We start from the raw sequence: 25,000 nt of genomic DNA, 5'->3' as shown, positions 1-25,000 counted from the left end.
ATCCATCGCGCTGCGGGAGGAACCCACGAAGCGCAGCCAAGCGTGGGCTTGGCTCTACAAGAGCATAAGGAAGGGCCGGCTGCGCCGGCCCTTCCTTTGTCTCAGGCAGCGACCAGGCGCACGCGGGCGAAGGTGCGCTTGCCGACCTGCAGCAGGCCTTCGAAGCCCGGCTGCAGCACCTGCTGGCCGTCTTCGACCACTTCACCGTCCACCTTGACCGCACGCTCCTTGAGCTTGCGGTTGGCTTCGGAGTTGCTCGGGGTCAGGCCGGCCGCGGTCAGCAGCGCGGCGATGCGCAAGCCTTCGGCCGGGATCGCCACGTCCTGCAGCGGCAGCTGGGTGATGTTGCCCTGCCCGGTCACCGCCGCTTCCCAGCCGGCAATGGCCTGCTCGGCCGCCGCGGCGTCGTGGAAACGGGTCGCCAGTTCACGCGCCAGGCGCAGCTTGACCACGCGCGGGTTCAGGCCGCCATTGGCCACCTGCTCGCGCAGCTGCAGGGCTTCGGCCTGGCTGATGTCGAAGGACAGCAGCTCGATCCAGCGCCACATCAAGGTGTCGTCCACCTTCATGGTCTTGGTGACGATGTCGATGGCCGGCTCGCTGATACCAATGTAGTTGCCCAGCGACTTGGACATCTTGTTGACGCCGTCCAGGCCCTCCAGCAGCGGCATGGTCAGTACCACCTGCGGCTTCTGGCCATGGTGCTCCTGCAGGCCACGGCCCATCAGCAGGTTGAACTTCTGGTCGGTACCACCCAGCTCGACGTCGGCCTCCAGGGCCACCGAGTCGTAACCCTGCACCAGCGGGTACAGGAACTCGTGGATGGCGATGGACTGCTGGGCGGCATAGCGCTTGGCGAAGTCGTCGCGCTCGAGCATGCGTGCCACGGTGTGCTGGCCGGCCAGGCGGATCATGTCGGCGGCGCCCATCTTGCCGAACCACTCCGAGTTGAAGCGGACTTCGGTACGGCTGCGGTCCAGCACCTTGAACACCTGCTCTTCATAGGTACGGGCATTGGCCAGCACGTCGTCCTTGCTGAGCGGCTTGCGGGTCAGGCTCTTGCCTGACGGGTCGCCGATCATGCCGGTGAAGTCGCCGATCAGGAAAATGACCTGGTGGCCGAGGTCCTGGAACTGGCGCATCTTGTTCAGCAGCACCGTATGGCCCAGGTGCAGGTCCGGTGCGGTGGGGTCGAAGCCGGCCTTGATCCGCAGCGGACGGCCTTCCTGCAGGCGCGCACGCAGATCCTCGAGCTTGAGGATCTCGTCGGCACCACGGCCGATCAGGGCAAGGGCTTCTTCAATCGAGGACACGTGACTACTCCCGGCAACGCCGATTCTTGTGTGGGGTGTTAAAGCAAAGTTAACCCGATTGGCTTCACAAAAGCCAATGGGCACAAGGGTTTGACGCGGTTTTCTCAGGTGTCTATGGTAACCGGCGATCAGGCCCGCGCTCCCGGGCTGCCAGGAAAAAACCGCCGATGCACAATTCCGAACAAGGGCGCGCACGCAAGCAGCGCTTCCAGGAACGCCTCCACGTCCTGCACGACAACGCCCTGCATCGGAAGCTCAGGCAACATCTTCCCGCCGCCTTCAATGAGCGCTGGACCCGCCGTCATTGGATGCATGCCAGCCTGTTCGCGACCATCGGCGCCCTGGTGGCGACCATCGTCCCCGGCTTCTCGCACACCATCGACGCGCCCTTCGCCGACAGCCACACCAGCCTGGCGCTGCCGTTGCCGCCGCTGACCATGGCCCGCCAGCAGCAGGTGCCCGGAGACAGCTGGCAGGTGCTGCGGGTGCAGCGCGGCCAGACCCTGAGCGACCTGTTCGACAAGGCCGGCATTCCGGCCACCACCCTGCACCGGGTACTGGACCACCCAGGTGCGCGTGAGGCGCTGACCAAGCTGCGCCCGGGTGCCGAGATCGCCTTCGACATGCCGCTGTCCGGTGACCTGCGCAGCATCCGCTTCGATCGCGATGCCGACAACCGGGTGGAACTGAGCCTGGCCGGCGATGACATCAAGGAGAAGGTGACCAAACGCGAGACCTCCACGCGCACGGTGGTCACCAGCGGCGAGATCACCAGCTCGCTGTATGCCGCGGCCCGGCGCGCCGGGCTGTCGCCGTCGGCGATCGCGACGATGACCGACGACATCTTCAAGTATGACATCGACTTCTCGAAGGACCTGCAGCCGGGCGACCGCTTCAGCGTGGTGATGGATGAAACCTGGCGCGAAGGCGAGAAGGTGGACACCAGCAAGATCCTGGCGGCGACCTTCACCACCGGTGGCAAGACCTATTCCGGCTTCCGCTTCGACCGCAACGGCAAGTCCGAGTACTACGACATCAACGGCCGTTCGCTGAAGAAGAGCTTCATCCGCATGCCGATCCCGTTCGCGCGGCTGAGCTCGACCTTTGGCGCGCGCAAGCACCCGGTGCTGGGCAAGATGCGCATGCACAAGGGCGTGGACTACGCCGCGCGCACCGGTACCCCGATCATGGCCGCCGGCGACGCCCGCGTGCAGTTCGCCGGGGTGCAGCGCGGCTACGGCAACGTGGTGATCCTCGACCACGGCCGCGGCCACACCACCCTGTACGGCCACATGTCGCGCTTTGCGAACATCAAGACCGGCCAGCGCGTGGCCCAGGGCACGGTGATCGGCTATGTCGGCTCGACCGGCCTGGCGACCGGCCCGCACCTGCACTACGAATTCCGCGTCAACGGCGAGCACCGCAACCCGCTGACCGTGACCATGCCGCCGCCGGAGCCGCTGAAGGGCGCCGAGCTGGTCGCCTTCCGCGCGCAGACCGCACCGGCGATGGCGCGCATCCAGGGCATGGAGAAGCTGATCTACGCCGACGCCAGCCCGGCACCGACCAGCCGCGACGAGGCCGCCCCCGAGGTGGCCAGCGCCAAGGACAAGCAGGCAACCGGCCGCAAGCGCGGCTGAGCCCCTGCGTTGACGAAGAAGGACGCGGCAGCCCAAGCTTGCCGCGTCCTTTTTTTATGCCTGCCATGAACACGACTGCCGACGCTGACGCCCCCCTGTACCTTGGCCTGATGTCGGGCACCAGCGCCGATGGCATCGATGCCGCGCTGGTGCAGTTCCCCGCCATTGGTGGCTGCCGCTTCGTGCATGGGCTGACCGCCCGCTGGGAGCCGGTGCTGCGGGCGCGGCTGGTGGCACTGGGCGAAGGGGGCCCGCTGGACTCGCTGGAGGAGCTGGGCGAACTGGACGCGCGGATCGCGATCAGCTTCGCTGAAGCCGCCAATCAACTGCTGGCCGAGGCCGGTGTGGACCGCAGCCAGGTCCGCGCGATCGGCTCGCACGGCCAGACCGTGCGCCATCGTCCGCTGGCCAATCCGGCCTTCACCGTACAGCTGGGCGACGGCAACCGCATCGCCGAGCTGACCGGGATCACCACGGTGTGTGATTTCCGCCGCCGCGACGTGGCAGCCGGAGGCCATGGTGCGCCGCTGATGCCGGCCTTCCACCTCGGCATGCTGGGCACGGCTGATGAAGACCGTGCCGTGCTCAACCTGGGCGGGATCGCCAACCTGACCCTGATCCCACGCGAAGGCGCGGTGCGTGGCTTCGATACCGGCCCGGCCAACGCGCTGATGGATGCCTGGTGCCAGCGCCACACCGGCCGCACCTTTGATGCCGACGGCGCGTATGCCGCCAGTGGCGCGGTGGACGAGAGCCTGCTGGCGGGTTGGCGTTCGGAGCCGTGGTTCGCGCTGCCGCCGCCGAAGAGCACCGGCCGCGAACAGTTCCACCTGGCTTGGGCCGAGGCCCACATGGGCGAAGGCCAGTACGCTGCCGCCGATGTGCAGGCCACCCTGCTGGAGCTGACCGTGGCAACGGTGGCCGATGCGCTGCTGGCGCAGCAGCCGCAGACCCGGCGCCTGCTGGTCTGCGGCGGCGGGGTGCGCAACCGGCACCTGATGAAGCGGCTGGCTGCACGGCTGCCGGGGGTGCAGGTGGAGTGCAGCGCGGTGCATGGGCTGGACCCGGAGTACGTGGAAGCGATGGGCTTCGCCTGGCTGGCGCAGCGGACGATGGACGGGCTGGCCGGCAACCTGCCGAGCGTGACCGGGGCGACGGGGCCGCGGATCCTGGGGGCGATCCACCTGGCGTGAGGTGATCATCCACGCATGGCGTGGATCTACCGGGAACGGCGGTCGAGCGTGGCTCGACGCTACATGGGCACTAATCGAAGCCCTGCCCTGCGGGCAGGGCCTGCAGGGCGGCGATGGCGTCGGAGAGCGCGTCCACTTCGGGATCGCCGAAGCCGGAGCGGACCTCCAGTTCACTGCTGAACAGGCCCTGCTCCAGCAAAGCGGCGCAGGTCTGTTCGTGGGTCCAGCCGCGGGCAACCGCGACACGTCGGATACGTTCCAGCAGCAGCGGGTCCAGGTCCCGCAGCACAACGTCGGCCATGCTCACTTCCCCGTTCGCAAGGCACCGCCCCCTCGGCGCGTCGGGGGCGATGATCCCGCAGACCGGGCGGGCAGGCAATCAGGCGGCGCTTGCGGCCTGGCGACGGCGCTGCTGCACGATCAACAGAGCGCAGAGGATCACCACCGGGATCGCCACCAGCGCGGTACCGACGAAGAACAGCGCGTAGCCTTCCAGCAGCGTCCGGCCCTGCGCGAGCGTCTGTACCGACCACCCCGAGAGCCCCTTGAGCGCCTTGCCGGGCATCGCGTAGAACGAACTCAGCAGCGCGTACTGGGTTGCGGTGTATCCGATGCTGGTCAGGCTCGACATATAGGCGATCAGCGCCGTACCGGCGAAACCGCTGGCGAAGTTGTCGATTGCCATGGCCACCGCGAAATGGGTGGTGTCCGGGCCCGAATAGGCCAGCCAGGCAAACGCCAGGTTGGAGGCCGGACCCAGCACGGCGCCCACCATCAGCGCCGCCAGCACTCCCCAGCGAACCGAGACCAGGCCCGCCGCAGCAATGCCGACGAAGGTCGCGACCAGGCCCACCGAGCCACGTACAGCGCCAACGGTGTCCTCGTCCAGGCCGAGATCGACGTAGAACGGGTTGGCCATCGGCCCCATGACGAAGTCGGCCATGCGATAGACGCTGATGGCCACCAGGATCAGGATCGCACCACTACGATGCTCGCGGACGAAGGCGATGAACGGCCCCGCCACGGCGTCGAACAGGCCCCGCGGCGTCCACAGCGAGGTCGCCTGAGCCTGCACGGCAGCCACTTCCCGCGCGGGCTCACGGGCCATGATCACGGCCACCACGCCAAGCGCCATGAGGACGGCCATGATCTCGTACGAGACCTGCCAGCCGACACGGGCCGCGATGATCAGGATCAGCGCATCGGTGACCAGCAATGCGGTGCGATAGCCCAGCGCCGAGGATGAGGTCAGCAGGCCCAGCTGCTCGCTGTTGTCAGCACTTTCAATGCGCCAGGCATCGATGACGATGTCCTGGGTGGCCGAAGCAAACGCCACGATCACGGCCATCACGCCGAACACGACGATGTGCTGCCAGGCGATACCCAGGAACTGGATCTGGCCCCCCTTGGGCTGGACCAGCGCCATGCCGACCAGGCCCACCACCACGACCAGCTGCGACAGCAGCATCCAGCCACGGCGGCGGCCAAAGCGACCGAACAGAGGCACGTCGGTCTTATCGACGATCGGCGCCCACAGGAACTTCATGGTGTAGGCCAGCCCGACCCATGACAGGAAACCGATCGTGCTCAGCTCGATGCCTTCCTTGCGCATCCAGAAGCCGAGCGTGTTGCCCACCAGATAGATCGGCAGGCCGGAACTGAAGCCGAGCAGCAGCATCGCCAGCACCTTGCGCTGGCTCAGGTTGGACACCACCTGCTGCCACGGCCGACGCGGCTTGGCAGCCTCGGTCACAGGTCGTAGTCCACGATGAACGGCGCGTGGTCGGAGAAGCGCTCGTCGCGGTAGATCGAGCAGCTGCGCAGGCGGTCACGCAGGCCCGGGGTGATGAACTGGTAGTCGATGCGCCAACCGACGTTGTTGGCGCGGGCAGCGCCGCGGTTGCTCCACCAGGTGTAGTCCTCGCCGGTGGGGTTGAGCAGGCGGTAGGCGTCAGCCCAGCCACGGCCGGCGGCGACATCGGTGGCCTGGCCATGGTCGGCGCACAGGGCATTGAGCCAGTCGCGCTCTTCCGGCAGGCAGCCGGAGTTCTTCTGGTTGGACTTCCAGTTCTTGATGTCCAGCGCCGAACGCACGATGTTCCAGTCGCCGCACAGCACGTAGTCGCGGCCGCTGCGCGCCCATTCCTCGAGGATCGGCCGCAGCCATTCCATCACTTCGAACTTGAAGCCCTGGCGCAGGTCGCCCGAGCTGCCCGACGGGATATAGAAGGAGACCACGCTGAGGTTGCCGTAGCGCGCCTCGATGTAGCGGCCTTCGTCGTCGAACGGGGCCCAGCCGAGCGAGGTGATCACCTGGTCCGGCTCGCGCTTGCTGTAGATCGCCACGCCGCTGTAGCCCTTCTTGGTGATGGCGTCGCGGTAGAAGCAGTGGTGGCCGTCCGGGCGGAACATCGGGTCGGTCAGCTGGTCTTCCTGGGCCTTGGTCTCCTGGATGCACAGGACGTCGGCGTCCTGGGACCGGAACCAGTCGAGGAAGCCCTTGGTTGCGGCGGAGCGGATGCCATTGGCGTTGAAACTGATGATGCGCATGCGGGGGACCTGCGGCGGGAAACCGGGCAAGCATACCGGTTGCCTGCGGGGCTGCGCAGTCCGCCAGGCCGGGCCGCGACACCCTTCACAGGGCCCCGGACGAGCGCGAAACGCCCAGCTGGATTAGGATTTGTGCTCCAAATGAAGATGAATCGAGTTTTGATGAGCGACCACCGCCACCGTTTCCTGCAGCTGGCCCTGACCGCCGACGCCCTGCGCTTCGGCCAGTTCACCCTCAAGTCCGGCCGGCTGAGCCCCTATTTCTTCAACGCCGGTCGTTTCGACTCCGGTTCGCTGCTGTCGCAGCTCGGCGCCTGCTACGCCGATGCCATCGATGCCACCGGGATCAAGTACGACGTGGTGTTCGGCCCCGCCTACAAGGGCATTCCGCTGGCCACCGCGATGGCCTGCGAGCTGGCCCAGCGTGGCCGTGACCTGCCGCTGTCGTTCAACCGCAAGGAAGCCAAGGACCACGGTGAAGGCGGCCAGCTGATCGGCGCCGACATGAACGGCAAGCGCGTGCTGATCGTCGACGACGTGATCACTGCGGGTACCGCGATCCGCGAAGCGCTGGGCATCATCCGCGCCGCCGGTGGCACCCCGGCCGGCATCGTGGTGGCACTGGACCGCCAGGAGATCGCTTCGGAAACCGATCGCCGTTCGGCGGCACAGTCGGTGGCCGAAGAGGCCGGCATTCCGGTGATCGCCGTGGCGTCGCTGGCCGACCTGCTTGATTTCGCCTCCGGCAACCCGGAACTTGTGGGTTACCGGCAGCCGCTGGAAGCCTACCGGGCCCAGTACGGCGTCCGTTCGATCCGCTGACCGACCCAGGGGAAAGGTCATGTCCCGAGTTCCTGCTGTGCTCTTTGCCGGCCTGCTGCTGGCCGTGCCGTTCACCGTACCGGCGCAGTCGCGCGACAGCGGCAAGACGGAAAAGAAGCTGTACTGCTGGAACGAGGGCAAGGAGCGGATCTGCAGTGATTCGCTGCCGGCCGACGCGGTCAACCATGCCCGCGAGGAGTTCAACGCGAGGAGCGGCCTGCGCAATGCGCAGGTCCAGCGCGCGTTGACCGACGAAGAGCGCGCCGCCGCCAGCACGGAGGCGGCGCAGCAGCAGCTGGACCTGATGGCCGCGCAGACCCGCCAGCGCACCGAGCAGGCGATGCTGACCACCTATGGCAGCGAGGACGACCTGCGCCGGGTGTTCGCCGAGCGCCAGGAAGTGCTGGACAACAACCTGAAGACCGCCGAGTACAACGTCACCAGCCTGCGTGAGTCGCTGGTGGCGCTGCTGGCGGCCGCAGGTGACCGCGAACTGGTCGGTGGCAAGGTGGCCGACAAGCAGGCCGAGGCGATCCGCCAGCGGCACGTGCAACTGCAGTCGCAGCAACGGCTGCAAGCCGGGTTCCTGCAGCAGCAGCAGGCGTTGAAGGCCGAGATCGACAGCACCCTGCAGCGCTATCGCGAGCTGAAGGGGCTGGTGTCGGCGAGCCAGGCTCCGGCGGGCTGACCACGCTCCCGCCGCCGGGCATGGCCCGGCGCTACCCAGGGCCTGGTTACGGATTGGACCACGGAATTTATGCACTCTTTACGCGTCGGCCCGGTCCGGCGCGTAGTGCGTTTATGGGCGGCAGGACGACGATGACGGCCTGAGGTGGAGGGGTTCCACCAGGACGCTATTGCAATGTCCCCCTGGCTGTCGTTGTTGTGTGGCGTGCTGGTGCTGGTCGCCGCCGCCTATCTCCTTTATGTCGTGCTGCGGCCCGAGTCGTTCTGAGCGGAGCCGGCCATGACTGAGATGCTTGTGATTATTGCCGCCAGCCTGCTGCTGGCGTGGCCGCTGGGCCTGTACCTGGCCCGCGTGATGCGTGGCACTCCGATGAAGGTCGACGTGCTGTTCCACTGGATCGAGAAGCCGCTGTACAGGGTGTTCGGGGTCGATCCGTCGCGCTCGATGTCCTGGCGCGGCTACGTGCTGGCCTTCGTGCTGAGCAACGTGGTGGTCGCGGTACTGACCCAGGCGGTGTTCATGACCCAGGCCTGGCTGCCGCTGAATCCGGACCAGATCCCGAACATGCGCTGGGACACCGCGCTGCACACGATGATCTCGTTCCTGACCAACACCAACCAGCAGCACTATTCTGGCCAGGCGCAGCTGTCCTATCTCTCGCAGATGACCGGCATCACCGGCCTGCAGGTGGTGACGCCGATGATGGGCCTGGCGCTGGCAGTGGCGACGCTGCGGGCGTTGTTCTCGCGTGCGCCGCAGGCTGCGGTGGCGACGGGTACCGGCGATGACCGCCAGGTGGCGGTGGGCAACTACTACGTGGACGTGGTGCGCCTGTGCGTGCGCTTCCTGCTGCCGCTGTGCCTGGTGTGGACGCTGGTGCTGACCAGCCAGGGCGTGCCGTCGACGATGACCGGTGGGCCGCAGGCCACGCCGATCGACGCCAGCGCCGGCATGGCCGAACAGAAGCTGCCGCTGGGCCCGGTCGCGGCGATGGTCGCAGCCAAGCAGCTGGGCGCCAACGGTGGCGGCTGGTACGGGCCGAACAGCAGCTTCCCGCTGGAGAACCCGACCCCGCTGTCGAATGCGCTGGAAATCGTCGGCATCCTGCTGGTGCCGATGGCGGTGATCTTCATGATCGGTGCGTTCACCGGCCGACGTCGCTTCGGCGCCCTGGTGTTCAGCTGCATGCTGGGCATGTCGCTGCTTTCCACCGGCGCGATGATGTGGAGCGAAGGACATAGCGCCAGCGCCGCCACGCCGCTGCTGATGGAAGGCAAGGAAGTGCGCTTCGGCGCCGATGGCACCGCGCTGTGGGCGGCGGTGACCACCCAGGTCTCCAACGGCTCGGTGAACGGCATGCACGATTCGCTGGCACCGCTGAGTGGCGGCATCGCGATGGTCAACATGCTGGTCAGCGCGATCTGGGGCGGCATCGGCTGTGGCCTGCAGCAGTTCATCGTGTACCTGCTGCTGGGTGTGTTCCTGGCCGGGTTGATGACCGGGCGCACGCCGGAACTGTTCGGCCGCAAGCTGGAGACGCCACAGGTGCGCCTGCTGGCCCTGCTGGTGCTGCTGCAGCCGATCACCCTGCTGGTGTTCACTGCGATCACCCTGGCCGTACCCGGCCTGGCGGGCACCTCCAACCCCGGCTTCCATGGCATCAGCCAGGTCTTCTACGAGTACGTCTCGGCCTACGCCAACAACGGCTCGGGCTTCGAAGGGCTGGGTGACGCCACGCTGTGGTGGAACCTGAGCTGCTCGCTGGTACTGCTGCTGGGCCGCTTCCCGCTGCTGATCATTCCGCTGGTGGTGGCCGCACAGCTGGCTGCCAAGCGCCAGGCCCCGGAGTCTGCCGGCAGCCTGCAGATCGAAACCCCGACCTTCGCCCTGACCCTGGTCTCGGTGATCGTCATCCTGACCGTGCTGCAGTTCATGCCGGCGCTGGTACTCGGCCCGATCGCCGACCACCTGAGCCTGGGACTGCACTAAGGACACCCTGATGAGTACCCAAGCAAGCTCAACCCGTAATACCCATGCAGCGCGCCCTGCCCTGCTGGATGGCGCCGGCCTGCGCCGTGCGCTGGTCGAAGCGGTGCGCAAGCTGTCGCCGATGCATCTGGTGCGCAGCCCGGTGATGGCGGTGGTGATGGCCGGCACAATCGTCGCCGCGATCGTCACTCTGACCGGCAATGCGCCGCTGGGCTTCGGCCTGGCAGTGACCGTGATCCTGCTGGTGACCGTGCTGTTCGGCAACTTCGCCGAAGCGGTGGCCGAAGCGCGTGGCCGTGGCCAGGCCGCCTCGCTGCGGCGTGCCCGCCAGGACCTGGTGGCACGCCGGCTGGCGGCGCCGCAGCCGGGCGCCGCCGAAACCCAGGTGCCGGCCGCCGAACTGCGCCCGGGCGACCATGTGATCGTCAGCGCCGGTGAACTGGTGCCGGCCGATGGCGAGATCGTGCAGGGCCTGGCCACCATCAACGAAGCGGCGGTGACCGGCGAATCGGCACCGGTGCTGCGCGAGGCCGGTACCGACCGTTCCGGTGTGATCGGTGGCACCAAGGTGCTGTCCGACCAGATCATCGTGCGGGTGACCGCCGAGCCGGGCCACAGCTTCCTGGACCGGATGATCGCGCTGGTGGAAGGCGCCAACCGCCAGAAGACCCCGAACGAGATCGCGCTGACCCTGCTGCTGGCGGCGATGACGCTGACCTTCCTGGTGGTGGTGGCCACGTTGCCGGCCATTGGTGCCGCCGTCGGCGTCAAGGTCGATCCGCTGCTGCTGATCGCGCTGCTGGTGTGCCTGATCCCGACCACCATCGGCGGCCTGCTGCCGGCCATCGGCATCGCCGGCATGAACCGTGCGCTGGCCGCCAACGTGCTGGCCAAGTCGGGCAAGGCGGTGGAAGTGGCCGGCGACGTCGACGTGCTGCTGCTGGACAAGACCGGCACCATCACCTACGGCGACCGCCAGGCCAGCCACTTCCATCCGTTGGCCGGCATCGACGCCAGCCAGCTGCGCGAGGCGGCACTGCTGTCCTCGCTGGCCGACCCGACCCCGGAAGGCAAATCGATCGTGCGCCTGGCGCGCGAACAGGGCTGTGCCACCGCCGAACCGGACCACGCCGAGTACCTGGCGTTCAGTGCGCAGACCCGCATGTCCGGCGTGGATCTGGAACATGGGCGGCAGATCCGCAAGGGCGCCGCCGATGCGATCCGCACCCACGTGCAGGCGCTGGGCGGCAACGTGCCGGCGGAACTGGCCGGTCGCGTCGAACAGGTCGCACGCAACGGTGCCACCCCGCTGGTGGTGGCCGAGGGCCGCCACGTGCTGGGCGTGATCGAGCTGTCGGACGTGGTCAAGCACGGCATGCGCGAGAAGTTCGCGCAGCTGCGGGCGATGGGCATCCGCACGGTGATGATCACCGGCGACAACCCGCTGACCGCCGCCGCGATCGCTGCCGAGGCCGGCGTCGATGACTACATCGCCGAGGCGCGCCCGGAAGACAAGCTGGCACGCATCCGCCAGGAGCAGGCCGGTGGCCGCCTGGTGGCGATGGTCGGCGATGGCACCAATGACGCGCCAGCGCTGGCGCAGGCCGACATCGGTCTGGCGATGAACTCCGGTACGCAGGCGGCGAAGGAGGCCGGCAACATGGTCGACCTCGATTCGGACCCGGCCAAGCTGCTGGCGGTGGTGGAAGTGGGCAAGCAGCAGCTGATCACCCGCGGCGCGCTGACCACCTTCTCGCTGGCCAACGACGTCTCCAAGTACTTCGCGATCCTGCCGGCGCTGTTCGCCGCGGCCGTTCCGACCATGGCCGCCTTGAACGTGATGCAGCTGTCGAGCCCGCGCAACGCGGTGCTGGCAGCGCTGATCTTCAACGCTCTGGTGATTCCCGCCCTGATCCCGCTCGCCCTGCGTGGCGTGCGCTTCCGCCCGGCCACTGCAACCGCACTGCTGCGCCGGAACATGCTGGTGTACGGCCTCGGCGGCGTGCTGCTGCCGTTCGCAGCGATCAAGGCGATCGACCTTCTTCTTGTCCTGGTATTCGGCGCATGAACCGTACTGCTTCCACTTCATCTTCCCTTCCGCGCGAACAAAAGGCCGAGGCCCGCGTGGCCAGCCTGCAGGACGGCGCCAGCTGGCGCCCGGCGATCGGCCTGGGCCTGGCCACCCTGCTGCTGGCCGGTGCGGTCTACGCCGGTATCGCCACCGGTTTTGCCGGCCTGGCCTACCCGACCCAGGCCGAGGGCAGCCTGCTGCGCGATGGCAACGGCCAGGTACGCGGCTCGGCATGGTTGTCGCAGCCGTTCACCGGTGACGGCTACTTCCAGGCACGTCCGTCGGCAGCCAACTACGACCCCATGGCCGCGGCCGGTTCCAACATGGCGCGCAGCAACCCGGCCCTGGCCGAGCGTGTTGCCGCCAGCACGGCTACAGTGGCCGCGCGCGAAGGTGTCGCCCCGGCGCAGGTGCCAGCGGACCTGGTCACCCAGTCCGCCGGCGGCCTGGATCCGCAGCTGTCGCCGGCGGCGGCGCGCCTGCAGGTGGCACGCGTGGCACGTGCCCGTGGCCTGCCGGTGGAACGCGTGCAGGCGCTGGTGCAGGCGCATACCGAAGGTCGCCAGTGGGGCCTGTTCGGCCAGCCGCGGGTGAACGTGGTGACGCTGAACTTCGCGCTGGACCACGCGGCCAAGGCACCGTGATACCGACCTGCACCGGCTGCGCGCACAATGGCGGCCATGACAGCGGCACCCATGACTGATGCGCGTACCCGCCAGGCCGATGCCCTGGTCGAAGGCCTGCAACGCGAAGCCGGCGGCAAGCTGACTGTGTTCCTCGGTGCGGCGCCGGGCGTGGGCAAGACCTACACCATGCTGACCCGCGCACAGGAACAGCTGCGCCGCGGTGTCGACCTGGTGGTGGGCCTGGTGGAAACCCACGGCCGCGCCGATACCCAGGCGCTGCTGGAGGGCCTGCCACAGCTGCCGCTGAAGGCAGTGGCCTATCACGGCCACATCCTGCAGGAGATGGATCTGGATGCCGTGCTCGCACGGCATCCGGCGCTGGTACTGGTGGACGAACTGGCCCACCGCAATGCGCCGGGCAGCCGCCATGAGCGGCGCTGGCAGGATGTGATGGAGCTGCTGGACGCCGGCATCGACGTCTGGACCACGGTCAACATCCAGCACCTGGAAAGCCTCAACGACGTGGTGATGCGGATCACCGGCGTACGCGTGAGCGAGACCGTGCCGGACGGCGTGCTCGACCGCCTGCATGACATCGTGCTGGTCGACCTGCCGCCACGCGAACTGATCGCGCGCCTGCAGCAGGGCAAGGTCTATGTGCCCGAACAGGCCGCGCAGGCGCTGCAGGCGTTCTTCTCGCCGGCCAACCTGACCGCACTGCGCGAACTTGCAATGCAGGAGGCCGCCGATCGCGTCGACAGCAGCCTGCGTGAGGCACGCGCTGCCCGTGGCGAGAGCAACCTGCCGCTGCGCCGCGGCGTGCTGGTGGCGATCGACGGCGGCGGCCAGAGTGAATACCTGGTGCGCGTGGCGCGACGCATCGCCGAACGCCGCGACGCACCATGGACCGTGGTGACCGTGCAGGGACGACGCCAGGACGAGGCGACCCAGCGCGAGATCGATGCGGCCTTCGCCCTGGCACGGCGGCTGGGCGGCGACGCCGAGCTGTTGCACGGATCGAGCATCGCCGACGCCCTGCTCGACCACGCCGCGCACAACGGCGTGTCCACCCTGGTGCTGGGGCGGACCCGCGAGCGCCCGCTGGCGCGGATGTTCAACCGAACGTTGACCCAGCAGCTGATCCAGCGCGGCGCGCATTACGAGATCACCATCATCAGCACGCCGCAGGCACGTGCGCGCTCGCGCCGCGAGGGCCTGCTGCCGCCGGTGCGCGGCATCAGCTACGAACCGGCGCAGGCACTGATCGCCACCGCGTTGGCCTGTGCGGTGGCATGGCTGGCCGAACGCTGGGTGGGCATGGCCGATCTGTCGATGGTGTTCATCGTGGCGGTGGTGCTGGTCGCTGCGCGCACGCGCGCCAGCGTGGCGGTGATGGCGGCGATCCTGTGCTTCCTCGCCTACAACTTCCTGTTCATCGCGCCGCGCTTCACCTTCGCCATCGGTGCACGCCAGGGCGTGATCACCGTGTTCCTGTTCCTGGCCGCGGCACTGGTGGCCGGGCGCCTGGCCTCGCGCCTGCGCATGCAGGTGATCGCGCTGCGCGCGGCCAATCGCCATGCGCGTGCGCGCCAGCAGCTGGGCCGCCAACTGGCCAGTGCCGCCGGCAACGGCGAGGTGGCGCAGGCGGGTCGGCATGCACTGGAACAGGCCATGGACGTGCCGGCGTGGCTGCGGATCGGCGCCGATACCGCAACCGGTGGCCGCAGCCAGCCCGGCGACACCGACCTGGCCGCCGCCGACTGGGCGCTGCGCCATGGCCAGCCCAGTGGCCGCTTCACCGACACCCTGGCCGGCGCGCAGTGGTGGTTCCTGCCGTTGCTGGATGGCGAGGACCGCGCGATCGGCGTGGCCGGCCTGTACCTGCCCGGCGCACAGGCGCGCCTGCTGCCCGAACAACGGCAGCTGGCCGAAGCAATGGTCGATGACATCGCGCAGGCCGCGCTGCGCACGCGGCTGGTGGCCGAACTGGAGCAGGCGCACGTCAGCAACGAGACCGAGCGACTGCGCTCGGCGCTGCTCTCTTCGGTGTCGCACGACCTGCGCTCGCCACTGGCGGCGATGATCGGCTCGGCCGACAGCCTGGCCAGCTATGGTGCGGCAATGGATACGGCCGATCGCCGTGCCCTGCTCGACACCATCCTGGTCGAGGGCGAACGGCTGGACCGCTACATCCAGAACCTGCTGGACATGACCCGCCTCGGCCACGAGGGATTGAAGATCAACCGCGACTGGATCGGCGTGGACGAACTGATCGGCTCGGCCGCACGGCGCCTGCAGCGCTACCAGCCGAAGGTGCGGCTGGAGCTGGACATTCCGGCCACGCTGGCGCCGATCTGGGTACACCCGGCGCTGGTCGAACAGGCGGTGTTCAACGTGATGGAAAACGCGGCCAAGTTCTCACCGCCGGATGCGGCCGTGCAGGTGCAGGCGCGCGAACTGGACGGCCAGCTGCGCATCGACGTGATCGATGCCGGCCCCGGCATTCCCGACGACGAGCGTGCGCGCATCTTCGACATGTTCTACAGCGTGGAGCGCGGTGACCGTGGCCGCCATGGCACCGGCCTGGGCCTGACCATCTGCCAGGGCATGATCGGCGCACATGGCGGCAGCGTGCAGGCGCTGCCCGGACGCGACGGTCGCGGTACCCTGATCCGCATCACCCTGCCCCTGCTCAAGCCAGCCTCCCACGATGAGCCCGACCCCGATTGATGCCAGCGTGCCGGCCGCGCGCGTGCTGGTGATCGATGATGAAACCCAGATCCGCCGGTTCCTGGACATCAGCCTGCGCGCGCAGGGCTACCAGGTGCGGCAGGCCGCCACCGGCCAGGAAGGCCTGCAGCTGGCCGCCAGCGAGGACATGGATCTGGTGATCCTGGATATCGGCCTGCCGGACATGGAAGGCCACGAGGTGCTGGAACAACTGCGGCAGTGGAGCCAGGTGCCGGTGATCATGCTGACCGTGCGTGCCGGCGAGGCGGAGAAGGTGCGTGCGCTGGATACCGGCGCGAATGACTACGTGACCAAGCCGTTCGGCACGCAGGAGCTGATGGCGCGGGTGCGGGCGCTGCTGCGCACGCGCAGCGTGCCCAGTGATGGCACGCCGCCGGTATTCGACGACGGCCACCTGCATGTGGACCTGGTCCGCCGTGAAGTGGCGCTGGATGGCGAGCCGGTAGCGTTGACCCGCAAGGAGTACGCGCTGCTGTCGCTGCTGCTACGCAACGCCGGGCGGGTGGTGACCCAGCCCCAGATCCTGCAGGAGATCTGGGGCCCGACCCACCAGCACGACACCCATTACCTGCGCATCCTGGTCGGCAAGCTGCGGCACAAGCTGGGTGATTCAGCGCTGGATTCGCGCTACCTGTTCACCGAACCGGGCGTGGGCTTGCGGTTCAAGGGGTAGTGCCGGCCGCTGGCCGGCAACCTCCTGAACCCCAGAACCATCCTGTGGTTGCCGGCCAGCGGCCGGCACTACCCGATCGATCCAATCCCGATCAATCAGAACCCCAGCGGGGTGTCGCCCAGCACCGGTTGCAACTGGCTGCGGAACAGCGCCTGGATGCGTTCCAGTGCCGCCTCGTCATTGCCTTCGAAACGCAGCACCAGCACCGGCGTGGTGTTGGAGGCGCGCACCAGGCCCCAGCCATCGGGGAAGTCCACGCGCAGGCCGTCGATGGTCGACAACCGACCGCCCACATACGGGTTGTCCGGCGACTGCGCCGCCGCCACCAGCATCGCCACCAGCGCATGCGGCGTGCCTTCGGCCACCGGCACCTTCAGCTCCGGCGTGGCCACCATCTCCGGCAGCTCTGCCAGTACCTCGTCCGGAGTCTCCTCGCGCTGGGCCAGGATCTCCAGCAGGCGCGCAGTCGCATACAGGCCATCGTCGAAACCGAACCAGCGCTCCTTGAAGAAGAAGTGGCCGCTCATCTCGCCAGCCAGCTCGGCATCGGTCTCGCGCATCTTCGACTTCATCAGCGAATGCCCGGTCTTCCACATCAGCGGGCTGCCACCATTGCGCAGCACGTGGTCGGACAGCTTGCCGGTGCACTTCACGTCGTAGATCACCATCGCGCCCGGATTGCGCATCAGCACGTCGGCGGCGAACAGCATCAGCAGGCGGTCGGCATAGATGATCTTTCCTTCGCCGGTGACCACGCCCAGGCGGTCACCGTCGCCATCGAAGGCGACGCCGAGATCGGCACCGAAGCGCTTCACCGTCTGCACCAGGTCTTCCAGGTTGGCCGGCTCGCTGGGGTCGGGATGATGGTTGGGGAAGGTACCGTCGACATCGCAGTACAGCGGGATGACTTCCGCACCGATCGCTTCCAGCAGCTGCGGCGCGAGCGCGCCGGCCACGCCGTTGCCGGCATCGGCCACGACCTTCAATGGGCGGTCCAGCTGCACGTCGTCGGCAATGCGCTGGATGTAGTCGGCGCTGACATCGCGCTGCTGGTAATCGCCCGGCTCGGCGGCCTGTACCAACCGGCCTTCAATGATGCGCTGGTAGAGATCGGTGATGGCATCGCCGGACAGCGTCTCGCCGCCGATGACCACCTTGAAACCGTTGTACTCGGGCGGGTTGTGGCTGCCGGTGACCGCCACGCAGGTGCCGGTACGCAGATGGAAGGCGGCGTAGTACACGACCGGGGTCGGTGCCAGGCCGATGTCGATCACCGCGCAACCGGCGCGCCTCAGGCCCTCGGCCAACCCTGCGGCCAGTTCCGGGCCGGACAGGCGGCCGTCGCGGCCGATCACCACCTCACGCAGGCCCTGCTCCAGGGCCACGGTGCCGATGGCCTGGCCGATCAGCGCCGCCGTTTTCGGCGTCAGTTCACTGCCAACCACGCCGCGGATGTCGTAGGCGCGGAAGATACCGGCCGCCAGTTCCTCGGCCGGAACCGGTGGCGGGGGCGGCGGTGCACTTTCAGTTGTGCTGGCCTCGGCCACCGGCGGCGGCGCCATCTGCAGGCTCTCGCTCAGGGTCGGGCCATGATCGGCTTCCGCCACGGTCGCCCGGCGCGGCAGCGGCAGCGACTTCGGCAGGCGGCCGCGCCCCACCACCAGCAGCACGGCGATGAACGCCAGCAGCAGCGCAACGATGGCGCTGGCCAGCGAACCCAGGCCCAGCGGACCAGGTTCGACATTGGGTACCGCGGCCACCAGCCGCAACGGCGTCCCCGGAATCGGCCGCGCCAATGCCTCGGCGCTTTCGGCCAGGCCGGCATCGCCCTGGGCGACGAGGTCATGCGCGCCCTGGCGCAGGCCAAGGAAACCGGCCGATGGCGCACTCACCTGGTCCAGCGGTGAGGTCAGCCGCAGCAATGGCTGGCGCACGTAGAGCACCGCCGGGCCGAGACTGCCCAGTTGAACCGGCGCTGCCAGGCCCAGGCGATTGCCACCGCCATCGCGGACCACGCGCAGGCTGGGCTTGCCTTCGGCCAATGCCGCTTCCAGCAGCGCCAATCGGGCATAGCCAAAGGCGGCCGGGTCGGCGTAGGCGTTGGCCAGATCGGCCGTCAGTACCTCGGCGTGCTCGACGCCGGTCCAGCTCTCGCGGACCGCGAGTGCCGCCGCAGCGGCATCACCGGCCTGCAGCGCCTGCTGCACGCGCTCGTTCTTCAGCTGCTGCTGCAGCTGCTTCAGCTGGCCGGCAGCGGCCTCCTGCAGGCCCTGCACGGCCTGGTCACGTGCAGCTTCCAGCGCCTGGCCGTTGGCCTCCTGGCGCCATTGCTGCACTGCGCTCCATCCGAACCAGCCGGCCAGCAGGATCAGCAGCACCCCCAGTAGTGGCGCACTGCGTCCCAACGACCGTCCCCGCTGTCCTTCCCCGATGCCGCTCATCGATGTCCCCTGTCAACGCACCCCGGTATGGCCGAATCCACCCGTTCCCCGCACGCTGTCGGTGAAAGTATCCACCACCTGCAGGCTGACGCGGGCAATCGGCACGATCACCAGCTGCGCGATGCGATCGCCCGGCTCGATGGTGAAGGCCTCGCGGCCACGGTTCCAGACGCTGATCAGCAGCGGGCCCTGGTAATCGGCATCGATCAGGCCGGTGCCGTTGCCGAGCACGATGCCGTGGCGATGGCCCAGCCCCGAGCGCGGCAGGATCACCGCGCACAGGTGCGGATCGGCGATGTGGATGGCCAGGCCGCTGGGCACCAGCGCGGTGTCGCCCGGCTGCAGGGTCAGCGCGGTATCCAGCGCCGCGCGCAGGTCCATGCCGGCGCTGGCCTCGGTTGCGTAGGCCGGCAGTGGCCAGCTGTCGCCGAAACGCGGGTCGAGCAGCTTGACCTGCAGCGGTAGGGAAGTGAAAGCCTGGGTCATGCCTGGAGTCTCCGCGCGATCAGCGCCAGCAGTTGTTCGGCCAGCTCACGCTTGGAGGTGGCCGGGAATACCTGTTCACCGTCCTGCCAGAAGGCCGTGGCGGCATTGTTGTCGCTCTCGAAACCGCCACCGCTGATGCCGACCTGGTTGGCGATCACCAGGTCGAGGCGCTTGTCGACCAGCTTGCCACGCGCGTATTTCTCCACGTCGTGGGTCTCGGCGGCGAAGCCGACCACCAGCTTCAGCGACTGGGTCTGCGCGGCGACTTCGGCAAGGATGTCCGGCGTGCGCACCAGCTCGATCACCAGCGACTGGCTGTCGGCGGTCTTCTTCAGCTTCTGCTGGGCCACCTGGCGCGGTGTGTAGTCGGACACCGCTGCGGCACCAATATAGATGTCGGCCGGCAGCGACTTCAGCACGGCATCGCGCATCTGCGCAGCCGAGCGCACGTCGACGCGCTGCACGCCGGGCGGCGTCGGCAGCTGTACCGGGCCGCTGACCAGCACCACCTGGGCGCCCATCGTCGCGGCGGCCGCGGCCAGGGCAAAGCCCATCTTGCCGCTGCTGCGGTTGCCGACGTAGCGCACCGGATCGATGTCTTCATAGGTCGGGCCAGCGCTGATCAGCAGGCGAAGGCCCTGCAGCGCGCGGGTTTCCGGTGCGACAACCGCCGCTGCAGCACCGCCATTGGCAGCCAGCGCGGCAACGATGTCGCCCGGTTCGGCCAGACGGCCGGGACCGGATTCGCCTTCGGCCAGCGGACCGTCGACCGGGCCGATCACCTGCGCGCCGCGCTGGCGCAGCAGGGCGATGTTGGCCTGGGTGGCCGGATGCAGCCACATGCGGTGGTTCATCGCCGGGCAGATCGTCAGCGGCGCGGTACTGGCCAGGCACAGGGTGCTGACCAGATCATCGGCGTGGCCCTGGGCCAGCCGGGCCAGCAGATCGGCGGTTCCCGGGGCAACCACGATGCGGTCGGCCCAGCGCGCCAGCTCGATGTGGCCCATGGCCTGTTCGGCGGCGCTGTCCCACAGCGTGGTGCGGGTGGGCTGCCCGGACAGGGCCTGGAAACTGAGCGGAGTGACGAACTGCTGGGCACCGGCGGTCATCGCCACCTGCACCTGGGCACCGGCGTCGCGCAGGCGACGCACCAGTTCCAGGGCCTTGTAGGCCGCGATCCCGCCTCCGACGCACAACAGCAGTTTCTGACCTTCCAGCGCGCGGGCCTGCGCGGGGGAAGCGTTGGGGGAGTCAGCCACCTGGAATTCCTGTGCAAACGAGGGCGCTAGCTTACCCGATGGTCGGTAATGTCCCGGTGCAGGGTGCACATAGCGGACAGCTATCAGTAGATGGAGCGCGCTGCGCCTGACCCTGGGTTAGCCGGGCATCGGTTTCGGACCTTTCCTATACCTCTGCGGGTCTGCGCTTTTGCAGAATCAGGCATTGGCTGCCGTCTGCCGTGGCCTGTTCGACCTTCGAGGAGCCTCGTGCATCCACGCATCATCATTGCCGACGACCATCCCGTGGTCCTGCATGGCATCCGTATCGTGCTGCAGACCCACCTGATGGACATCGTCGGCAGTGCACGTGACGGCGCCCAGCTGCTGGAGCTGGTGGACCACCACGACTGCGATGCGGTGCTGACCGACCTGTCGATGCCGGGTGACGGCCCGGACGGTCCAGAGCTGATCGACGCGCTGCGCGTGCGTCACCCCAGGCTGCCGGTGGTGGTGCTGACCGGCGCCCGCCATCCCGGGCTGCTGGACGGACTGCTGCGCGAGGGCATCAGTGGGCTGGTCGACAAATGCGCCGATTTCGCCGAACTGCCGCAGGCACTGAACGCCGCACTGGCCGGGCAGGTCTTCGTCTCCCAGCAGCTGCGCCACCACCTGCAGGCGCGCGACCTGCTGTTTCCACGCGAACCGTCGCCGCTGTCGGCGCGGGAACAGGAAGTGCTGGATCTGCTGGCGACCGGGCTCAGCGTGAATGCCGTCGCCGAACGCTGCGGGCGCAGCCCGAAGACCATCAGCCGGCAGAAGGCCGAAGCCAAGCGCAAGCTGGGCCTGCAGAACAACCAGGAACTGTTCGACTATCTGCAGACCCGACGCGGGTGAGGCATCGTCCGACCCGGTGCTGCGGTATGCACCGATGGGAGCCGTCACGCAGGCTGGCGATGATGCAGGCATGCCCATCCATGACTGGCCCGAACAGGAACGCCCCCGCGAGAAGCTGATCGCGCGCGGGCCCACGGCACTTTCCGACGCCGAACTGCTGGCCCTGTTTCTCGGCTCCGGGTTCGGTGGCCGCGATGCCGTGCAGACCGCGCGCGACCTGCTGCAGGCGCACGGCCCGTTGCGGGTGCTGCTGGACCGCCCCGCGCGTGACCTGGCCCGCCTGCCCGGGCTCGGCCCGGCGCGCAGCTGTACGCTGGCTGCCGGGCTGGAACTGGCCCACCGCTACCTGGCTGCCGAGCTGGAACACGGCGAAGCGGTCGGCAACAACCCGGCCGCGGTCGGCCGCTATCTGCAGCACCGCCTGCGCGGGCAGGCCCGGGAGATCTTCATGGCCCTGTTCCTGGACAACCGGCACCGCCTGATCGCCTGCGAGGAGCTGTTCCACGGCACCATCAACGCCGCACCGGTCTACCCCCGCGAAGTGGTGCGGCGCGCCCTGCTGCACAACGCGGCGGCGGTGATCCTCAGCCACAACCACCCTTCCGGCGACCCGGAACCCTCCAGCGCCGATACCCGCATCACCGACGAACTGCAGCAGGCACTGGCGATGGTGGACGTGCGCCTGCTGGACCACTTCGTGGTCGGTGAGGGCCGCCCCGTTTCGTTTGCTGAACGAGGCCTGCTGTCGCCGCCCCAGCCCCGCCTGTTCGGCTGAGCGCCCGCCCTCCGGGCGCCATCGGTCGCCCCCACAGGCAGGTTTCGGTCAGCGTGGCCGCTGGTATCTGCGCTAAAATGGGCGATTCCGCCGCTCATTCTCACAGCAGGCCTCGTGAAAAATCTCCTCCGCGCCCTGATCAGCCAAGGCATCGAAGCCTTGCGCGCCAATGGCACCCTGCCCGCCGACTCCCTGCCGCCGGACTTCGTGGTCGAGCGCCCGAAGACCCGTGACCACGGCGACTTCGCCACCAATGCCGCGATGCTGCTGGCCAAGGCCGCGCGCAGCAATCCGCGCGCACTGGCACAGGCGCTGGTCGAGGCACTGCCGCGCAGCGAGGACGTCAGCAAGGTCGAGATCGCCGGCCCCGGCTTCATCAATTTCCACCTGGCGCCGGCCGCGTACCAGCGTGAAGCCGCGTCGGTCATCAAGGAAGCCCACGACTACGGCCGCAACCTGTCCGGCAATGGCCGCACGGTGGGCGTGGAGTACGTGTCGGCCAACCCGACCGGCCCGCTGCATGTCGGCCATGGCCGCGCGGCGGCGATCGGCGACTGCGTGGCGCGTGTGCTCGACGCCAACGGCTGGAACGCCAAGCGTGAGTTCTACTACAACGACGCCGGCGTGCAGATCGAGAACCTGGCGCTGTCCACCCAGGCGCGGATCAAGGGCATCGCGCCGGACCAGGACGGCTGGCCGGAAGGCGGCTACCGCGGTGAATACATCGCCGACGTCGCCCGCGCCTACATGGCCGGCGCCAGCGTCGATCTGGAAGGCAGCACCGTGGTCGGCGCCAAGGACCCGGACGACATGCAGGCGATCCGTCGCTTCGCCGTGGCCTACCTGCGCAACGAGCAGAATCTGGACCTGGCCGCGTTCGGCGTCGACTTCGACATCTATTTCCTGGAAAGCTCGCTGTACGCCGACGGCAAAGTCGCCGAAGCGGTCGCCAAGCTGCAGGCCTCGGGTCATACCTATGAAGAAGGTGGCGCGCTGTGGCTGCGCAGCACCGACTTCGGTGACGACAAGGACCGCGTGATGCGCAAGTCCGACGGCACCTTCACCTACTTCGTGCCGGACGTGGCCTACCACCTGTCCAAGTGGCAGCGCGGCTACGAGCGCGCGATCACCGAGCTCGGCGCCGATCACCATGGTTCGCTGGCACGCGTGCGCGCCGGCCTGCAGGCGATGGAAGTGGGCATCCCGCAGGGCTGGCCGGAGTACGTGCTGCACCAGATGGTCACCGTCATGCGTGGCGGCGAGGAAGTGAAGCTGTCCAAGCGTGCCGGCAGCTACTTCACCCTGCGCGACCTGATCGAGGAGGCCGGCCGCGATGCCACCCGTTGGTTCCTGATCGCGCGCAAGCCCGATTCGCAGCTGACCTTCGACATCGACCTGGCCCGCCAGCAGAGCAACGACAACCCGGTCTTCTACGTGCAGTACGCGCACGCCCGCGTCTGCAGCCTGCTGCGCCAGGCACAGGAGAAGGGCCTGGTGTACGAACAGGGCAATGGCCTGGCCAACCTCGGCCGCCTGGCCGACGACGCCTCGCTGCTGCTGATGAACGAGATCTCGCGGTACCCGGAAGTGGTGGAGGCGGCCGGCGTGGCGCTGGAACCGCATCTGGTGGCGCAGTACCTGCGTGAATTGGCGCACGCGTTCCACACGTGGTATCACGGGACGCCGGTACTGGTGGAAGACGCTGCGGATCGCAACGCCAAGCTGACCCTGGCCTGCGCCGCGCGCCAGGTGCTGGCCAACGGCCTCGAACTCCTGGGCGTCAGCGCCCCGGAAAAAATGTAAGCATCAGGAGACGCAGTACACATGGCAGCACGACGCGGCAAAAACCAGGCACGACGCAACAGCAGCAGCCAGGGCACACCCGGATGGGTGTGGCTGGTCGCTGGCGTGGCGATTGCGGCCGTGGTGTTCCTGGCGGCGCCGAACCTGTTCAAGGGCGAAGGCGATGGCTTCCTTCGCGCCGGTCCGCAGCCGAACCCGAACGCGCAGCCTGCCCCGGTCGCTGATGCCGACAGCGATGTCGGCACCCAGCCGGCCGCGCAGCCGGCCACGCCGAAGCCGGCCGAACCGGAAAAGCCGGCCGCCACCCAGTACGACTTCTACACCCTGCTGCCGGGCAAGGAAGTTGAAATGTCCGACGCCGAACTGGCCGCCAGCGCGCGTGCCGAGGACCAGCGCCGGGCCAAGGCCGAAGCGCAGCGCGCGCAGGCGGCACTGGAAGGCAAGCCGGTTCCGCCGCCAGCGGCTACCGCGCCCGCACCGACGGCAACCGCCAGCGTGGCCAGCACCGCACCGGTGACCGCCACCAGCCGTCCGCTGCCGGCACCGCTGAGCGAACGACCGGCTGCGGCAACGCCTCCGGCCAGCACGCCGACGGCGTCGACCAGCACCGCCGCCGCCACTCCGGCAGCGCGTGCGGAAACCGCGCCGACCGCGGCCACTACCGCAGGCGCTGCGGCACCGGCTGCCGCTGACAATGCCCGCTACATCCTGCAGGCGGGTGCGTTCGGTGCCTCCGGCGATGCCGAAGCGACCAAGGCCAAGCTGGCGATGATGGGCCTGGCGGCACGCGTGGAATCGGCGCAGATCAACGGCAAGACCGTGTACCGCGTGCGCATGGGGCCGTATGGCAGTGCAGGTGAACTGTCTGAAGCCAAGCAGAAGCTGGATGGCACCGGCCTGCAGGCGATGGCGATCAAGGCACAGTGAGTCTGCCGAAGTGAATGAAAAGCCGGGCACAGCCCGGCTTTTTTTTGTCTGTGTAGAGTCGAGATCCTATGTTCGTGGTCAAGCCTGCTGGAAGCAGGCTTGACCCACCTTCAGCATGGCCGGATCGAAGTCCCGGCC

At 68.3% G+C, this 25,000-nt stretch carries 21 protein-coding genes; 14 read left to right on the top strand and 7 right to left on the bottom strand.

Annotated features, from left to right (window positions below):
• Positions 1 to 101: 101 nt before the first annotated feature.
• The gene (gene tyrS, locus ACMZ91_RS21065) at positions 102 to 1,313 is read right to left on the bottom strand and encodes a tyrosine--tRNA ligase (protein ID WP_049462156.1); all 1,212 of its coding nucleotides are present in this window, start codon (positions 1,311 to 1,313) and stop codon (positions 102 to 104) included.
• Between the two features lie 167 nt (positions 1,314 to 1,480).
• Here tyrS and ACMZ91_RS21060 point away from each other — a divergent pair, with 167 nt between their 5' ends.
• Both ACMZ91_RS21060 and ACMZ91_RS21055 read left to right on the top strand, forming a co-directional pair.
• Entirely contained in the window at positions 1,481 to 2,953 is a 1,473-nt protein-coding gene (locus tag ACMZ91_RS21060) for a M23 family metallopeptidase (protein WP_032128447.1), read from the top strand.
• Positions 2,954 to 3,018: 65 nt separating this feature from the next.
• The gene (locus ACMZ91_RS21055) at positions 3,019 to 4,146 is read left to right on the top strand and encodes an anhydro-N-acetylmuramic acid kinase (RefSeq protein WP_080356531.1); all 1,128 of its coding nucleotides are present in this window, start codon (positions 3,019 to 3,021) and stop codon (positions 4,144 to 4,146) included.
• A 70-nt stretch (positions 4,147 to 4,216) separates the two neighbouring features.
• Here ACMZ91_RS21055 and ACMZ91_RS21050 read toward each other — a convergent pair whose 3' ends face one another.
• The 3 genes from ACMZ91_RS21050 to ACMZ91_RS21040 form a co-directional block, all read right to left on the bottom strand.
• Positions 4,217 to 4,447 (bottom strand): hypothetical protein, encoded by a 231-nt coding sequence (locus tag ACMZ91_RS21050; protein WP_005420465.1) that lies wholly within the window; start codon positions 4,445 to 4,447, stop codon positions 4,217 to 4,219.
• A gap of 78 nt (positions 4,448 to 4,525) precedes the next feature.
• On the bottom strand, positions 4,526 to 5,899 hold the full coding sequence (locus tag ACMZ91_RS21045; RefSeq protein WP_049462159.1) for a muropeptide MFS transporter: 1,374 nt from the start codon (positions 5,897 to 5,899) through the stop codon (positions 4,526 to 4,528).
• Positions 5,896 to 6,696: an exodeoxyribonuclease III gene (locus ACMZ91_RS21040; RefSeq protein ID WP_032128444.1), complete on the bottom strand. Its 801-nt coding sequence runs from the start codon at positions 6,694 to 6,696 to the stop codon at positions 5,896 to 5,898. The genes ACMZ91_RS21045 and ACMZ91_RS21040 overlap by 4 nt, the downstream gene beginning before the upstream one ends.
• Before the next feature lie 162 nt (positions 6,697 to 6,858).
• Here ACMZ91_RS21040 and pyrE point away from each other — a divergent pair, with 162 nt between their 5' ends.
• The 8 genes from pyrE to ACMZ91_RS21000 all read left to right on the top strand — a co-directional run bounded on the left by pyrE (position 6,859) and on the right by ACMZ91_RS21000 (position 16,316).
• Positions 6,859 to 7,518 (top strand): orotate phosphoribosyltransferase, encoded by a 660-nt coding sequence (gene pyrE / locus ACMZ91_RS21035; protein ID WP_010486876.1) that lies wholly within the window; start codon positions 6,859 to 6,861, stop codon positions 7,516 to 7,518.
• Positions 7,519 to 7,537: 19 nt separating this feature from the next.
• Complete coding sequence (locus ACMZ91_RS21030; protein ID WP_049462160.1) at positions 7,538 to 8,206, top strand: hypothetical protein; 669 nt, start codon at positions 7,538 to 7,540, stop codon at positions 8,204 to 8,206.
• A 174-nt stretch (positions 8,207 to 8,380) separates the two neighbouring features.
• On the top strand, positions 8,381 to 8,473 hold the full coding sequence (locus ACMZ91_RS21025) for a potassium-transporting ATPase subunit F (protein WP_005407770.1): 93 nt from the start codon (positions 8,381 to 8,383) through the stop codon (positions 8,471 to 8,473).
• Between the two features lie 12 nt (positions 8,474 to 8,485).
• Positions 8,486 to 10,195, top strand: a complete 1,710-nt coding sequence (gene kdpA, locus ACMZ91_RS21020; RefSeq protein ID WP_049462161.1) for a potassium-transporting ATPase subunit KdpA — start codon at positions 8,486 to 8,488, stop codon at positions 10,193 to 10,195.
• Between the two features lie 10 nt (positions 10,196 to 10,205).
• Positions 10,206 to 12,263, top strand: a complete 2,058-nt coding sequence (gene kdpB / locus ACMZ91_RS21015; protein WP_049462162.1) for a potassium-transporting ATPase subunit KdpB — start codon at positions 10,206 to 10,208, stop codon at positions 12,261 to 12,263.
• A complete protein-coding gene (gene kdpC, locus ACMZ91_RS21010; RefSeq protein WP_049462163.1) occupies positions 12,260 to 12,910 on the top strand; it encodes a potassium-transporting ATPase subunit KdpC in 651 nt (216 codons plus the stop codon). The genes kdpB and kdpC overlap by 4 nt, the downstream gene beginning before the upstream one ends.
• A gap of 51 nt (positions 12,911 to 12,961) precedes the next feature.
• Entirely contained in the window at positions 12,962 to 15,622 is a 2,661-nt protein-coding gene (locus ACMZ91_RS21005; RefSeq protein ID WP_049462164.1) for an ATP-binding protein, read from the top strand.
• Positions 15,603 to 16,316 carry a response regulator transcription factor gene (locus tag ACMZ91_RS21000; protein ID WP_004153862.1) on the top strand — a complete coding sequence of 238 codons (714 nt, stop codon included), beginning with the start codon at positions 15,603 to 15,605 and terminating at the stop codon, positions 16,314 to 16,316. Before ACMZ91_RS21005 ends, ACMZ91_RS21000 begins: the two co-directional genes overlap by 20 nt.
• A gap of 95 nt (positions 16,317 to 16,411) precedes the next feature.
• Here the strand turns inward: ACMZ91_RS21000 and ACMZ91_RS20995 are convergent, their stop codons facing one another.
• From ACMZ91_RS20995 to coaBC, 3 genes are read right to left on the bottom strand one after another with little or no spacing between them, the layout of a single operon-like run.
• The gene (locus ACMZ91_RS20995) at positions 16,412 to 18,757 is read right to left on the bottom strand and encodes a phosphomannomutase/phosphoglucomutase (RefSeq protein WP_049462165.1); all 2,346 of its coding nucleotides are present in this window, start codon (positions 18,755 to 18,757) and stop codon (positions 16,412 to 16,414) included.
• A 12-nt stretch (positions 18,758 to 18,769) separates the two neighbouring features.
• Complete coding sequence (gene dut, locus ACMZ91_RS20990; protein WP_049462166.1) at positions 18,770 to 19,243, bottom strand: dUTP diphosphatase; 474 nt, start codon at positions 19,241 to 19,243, stop codon at positions 18,770 to 18,772.
• Positions 19,240 to 20,502: a bifunctional phosphopantothenoylcysteine decarboxylase/phosphopantothenate--cysteine ligase CoaBC gene (coaBC, locus tag ACMZ91_RS20985; protein WP_049462167.1), complete on the bottom strand. Its 1,263-nt coding sequence runs from the start codon at positions 20,500 to 20,502 to the stop codon at positions 19,240 to 19,242. The genes dut and coaBC overlap by 4 nt, the downstream gene beginning before the upstream one ends.
• A gap of 228 nt (positions 20,503 to 20,730) precedes the next feature.
• On the opposite strand from coaBC, the gene ACMZ91_RS20980 reads away from it, so the two are divergent.
• The 4 genes from ACMZ91_RS20980 to ACMZ91_RS20965 all read left to right on the top strand — a co-directional run bounded on the left by ACMZ91_RS20980 (position 20,731) and on the right by ACMZ91_RS20965 (position 24,862).
• On the top strand, positions 20,731 to 21,357 hold the full coding sequence (locus ACMZ91_RS20980) for a response regulator (RefSeq protein ID WP_049399051.1): 627 nt from the start codon (positions 20,731 to 20,733) through the stop codon (positions 21,355 to 21,357).
• A gap of 70 nt (positions 21,358 to 21,427) precedes the next feature.
• Positions 21,428 to 22,132: a RadC family protein gene (gene radC, locus ACMZ91_RS20975; RefSeq protein WP_032130338.1), complete on the top strand. Its 705-nt coding sequence runs from the start codon at positions 21,428 to 21,430 to the stop codon at positions 22,130 to 22,132.
• A 114-nt stretch (positions 22,133 to 22,246) separates the two neighbouring features.
• Positions 22,247 to 23,935 (top strand): arginine--tRNA ligase, encoded by a 1,689-nt coding sequence (gene argS / locus ACMZ91_RS20970; protein ID WP_012478915.1) that lies wholly within the window; start codon positions 22,247 to 22,249, stop codon positions 23,933 to 23,935.
• Positions 23,936 to 23,956: 21 nt separating this feature from the next.
• Positions 23,957 to 24,862: an SPOR domain-containing protein gene (locus ACMZ91_RS20965; RefSeq protein ID WP_032130329.1), complete on the top strand. Its 906-nt coding sequence runs from the start codon at positions 23,957 to 23,959 to the stop codon at positions 24,860 to 24,862.
• Positions 24,863 to 25,000: the final 138 nt, after the last annotated feature.

This window comes from Stenotrophomonas sp. FR024 (assembly GCF_047500745.2).
GTDB classification, from domain to species: domain Bacteria; phylum Pseudomonadota; class Gammaproteobacteria; order Xanthomonadales; family Xanthomonadaceae; genus Stenotrophomonas; species Stenotrophomonas maltophilia_A.
This window is presented reverse-complemented; position numbering and strand designations above follow the sequence as displayed.

Coding starts and splice junctions, on each gene's coding strand:
- pyrE (WP_010486876.1), top strand. CDS start 6,859: ATGAGCGACCACCGCCACCGTTTCCTGCAGCTGGCCCTGACCGCCGAC.
- ACMZ91_RS21040 (WP_032128444.1), bottom strand. CDS start 6,696: ATGCGCATCATCAGTTTCAACGCCAATGGCATCCGCTCCGCCGCAACC.
- ACMZ91_RS21055 (WP_080356531.1), top strand. CDS start 3,019: ATGAACACGACTGCCGACGCTGACGCCCCCCTGTACCTTGGCCTGATG.
- ACMZ91_RS21025 (WP_005407770.1), top strand. CDS start 8,381: ATGTCCCCCTGGCTGTCGTTGTTGTGTGGCGTGCTGGTGCTGGTCGCC.
- ACMZ91_RS21050 (WP_005420465.1), bottom strand. CDS start 4,447: ATGGCCGACGTTGTGCTGCGGGACCTGGACCCGCTGCTGCTGGAACGT.
- dut (WP_049462166.1), bottom strand. CDS start 19,243: ATGACCCAGGCTTTCACTTCCCTACCGCTGCAGGTCAAGCTGCTCGAC.
- kdpA (WP_049462161.1), top strand. CDS start 8,486: ATGACTGAGATGCTTGTGATTATTGCCGCCAGCCTGCTGCTGGCGTGG.
- ACMZ91_RS21005 (WP_049462164.1), top strand. CDS start 12,962: ATGACTGATGCGCGTACCCGCCAGGCCGATGCCCTGGTCGAAGGCCTG.
- ACMZ91_RS20965 (WP_032130329.1), top strand. CDS start 23,957: ATGGCAGCACGACGCGGCAAAAACCAGGCACGACGCAACAGCAGCAGC.
- ACMZ91_RS21030 (WP_049462160.1), top strand. CDS start 7,538: ATGTCCCGAGTTCCTGCTGTGCTCTTTGCCGGCCTGCTGCTGGCCGTG.
- ACMZ91_RS21060 (WP_032128447.1), top strand. CDS start 1,481: ATGCACAATTCCGAACAAGGGCGCGCACGCAAGCAGCGCTTCCAGGAA.
- radC (WP_032130338.1), top strand. CDS start 21,428: ATGCCCATCCATGACTGGCCCGAACAGGAACGCCCCCGCGAGAAGCTG.
- kdpB (WP_049462162.1), top strand. CDS start 10,206: ATGAGTACCCAAGCAAGCTCAACCCGTAATACCCATGCAGCGCGCCCT.
- ACMZ91_RS20995 (WP_049462165.1), bottom strand. CDS start 18,757: ATGAGCGGCATCGGGGAAGGACAGCGGGGACGGTCGTTGGGACGCAGT.
- ACMZ91_RS21000 (WP_004153862.1), top strand. CDS start 15,603: ATGAGCCCGACCCCGATTGATGCCAGCGTGCCGGCCGCGCGCGTGCTG.
- kdpC (WP_049462163.1), top strand. CDS start 12,260: ATGAACCGTACTGCTTCCACTTCATCTTCCCTTCCGCGCGAACAAAAG.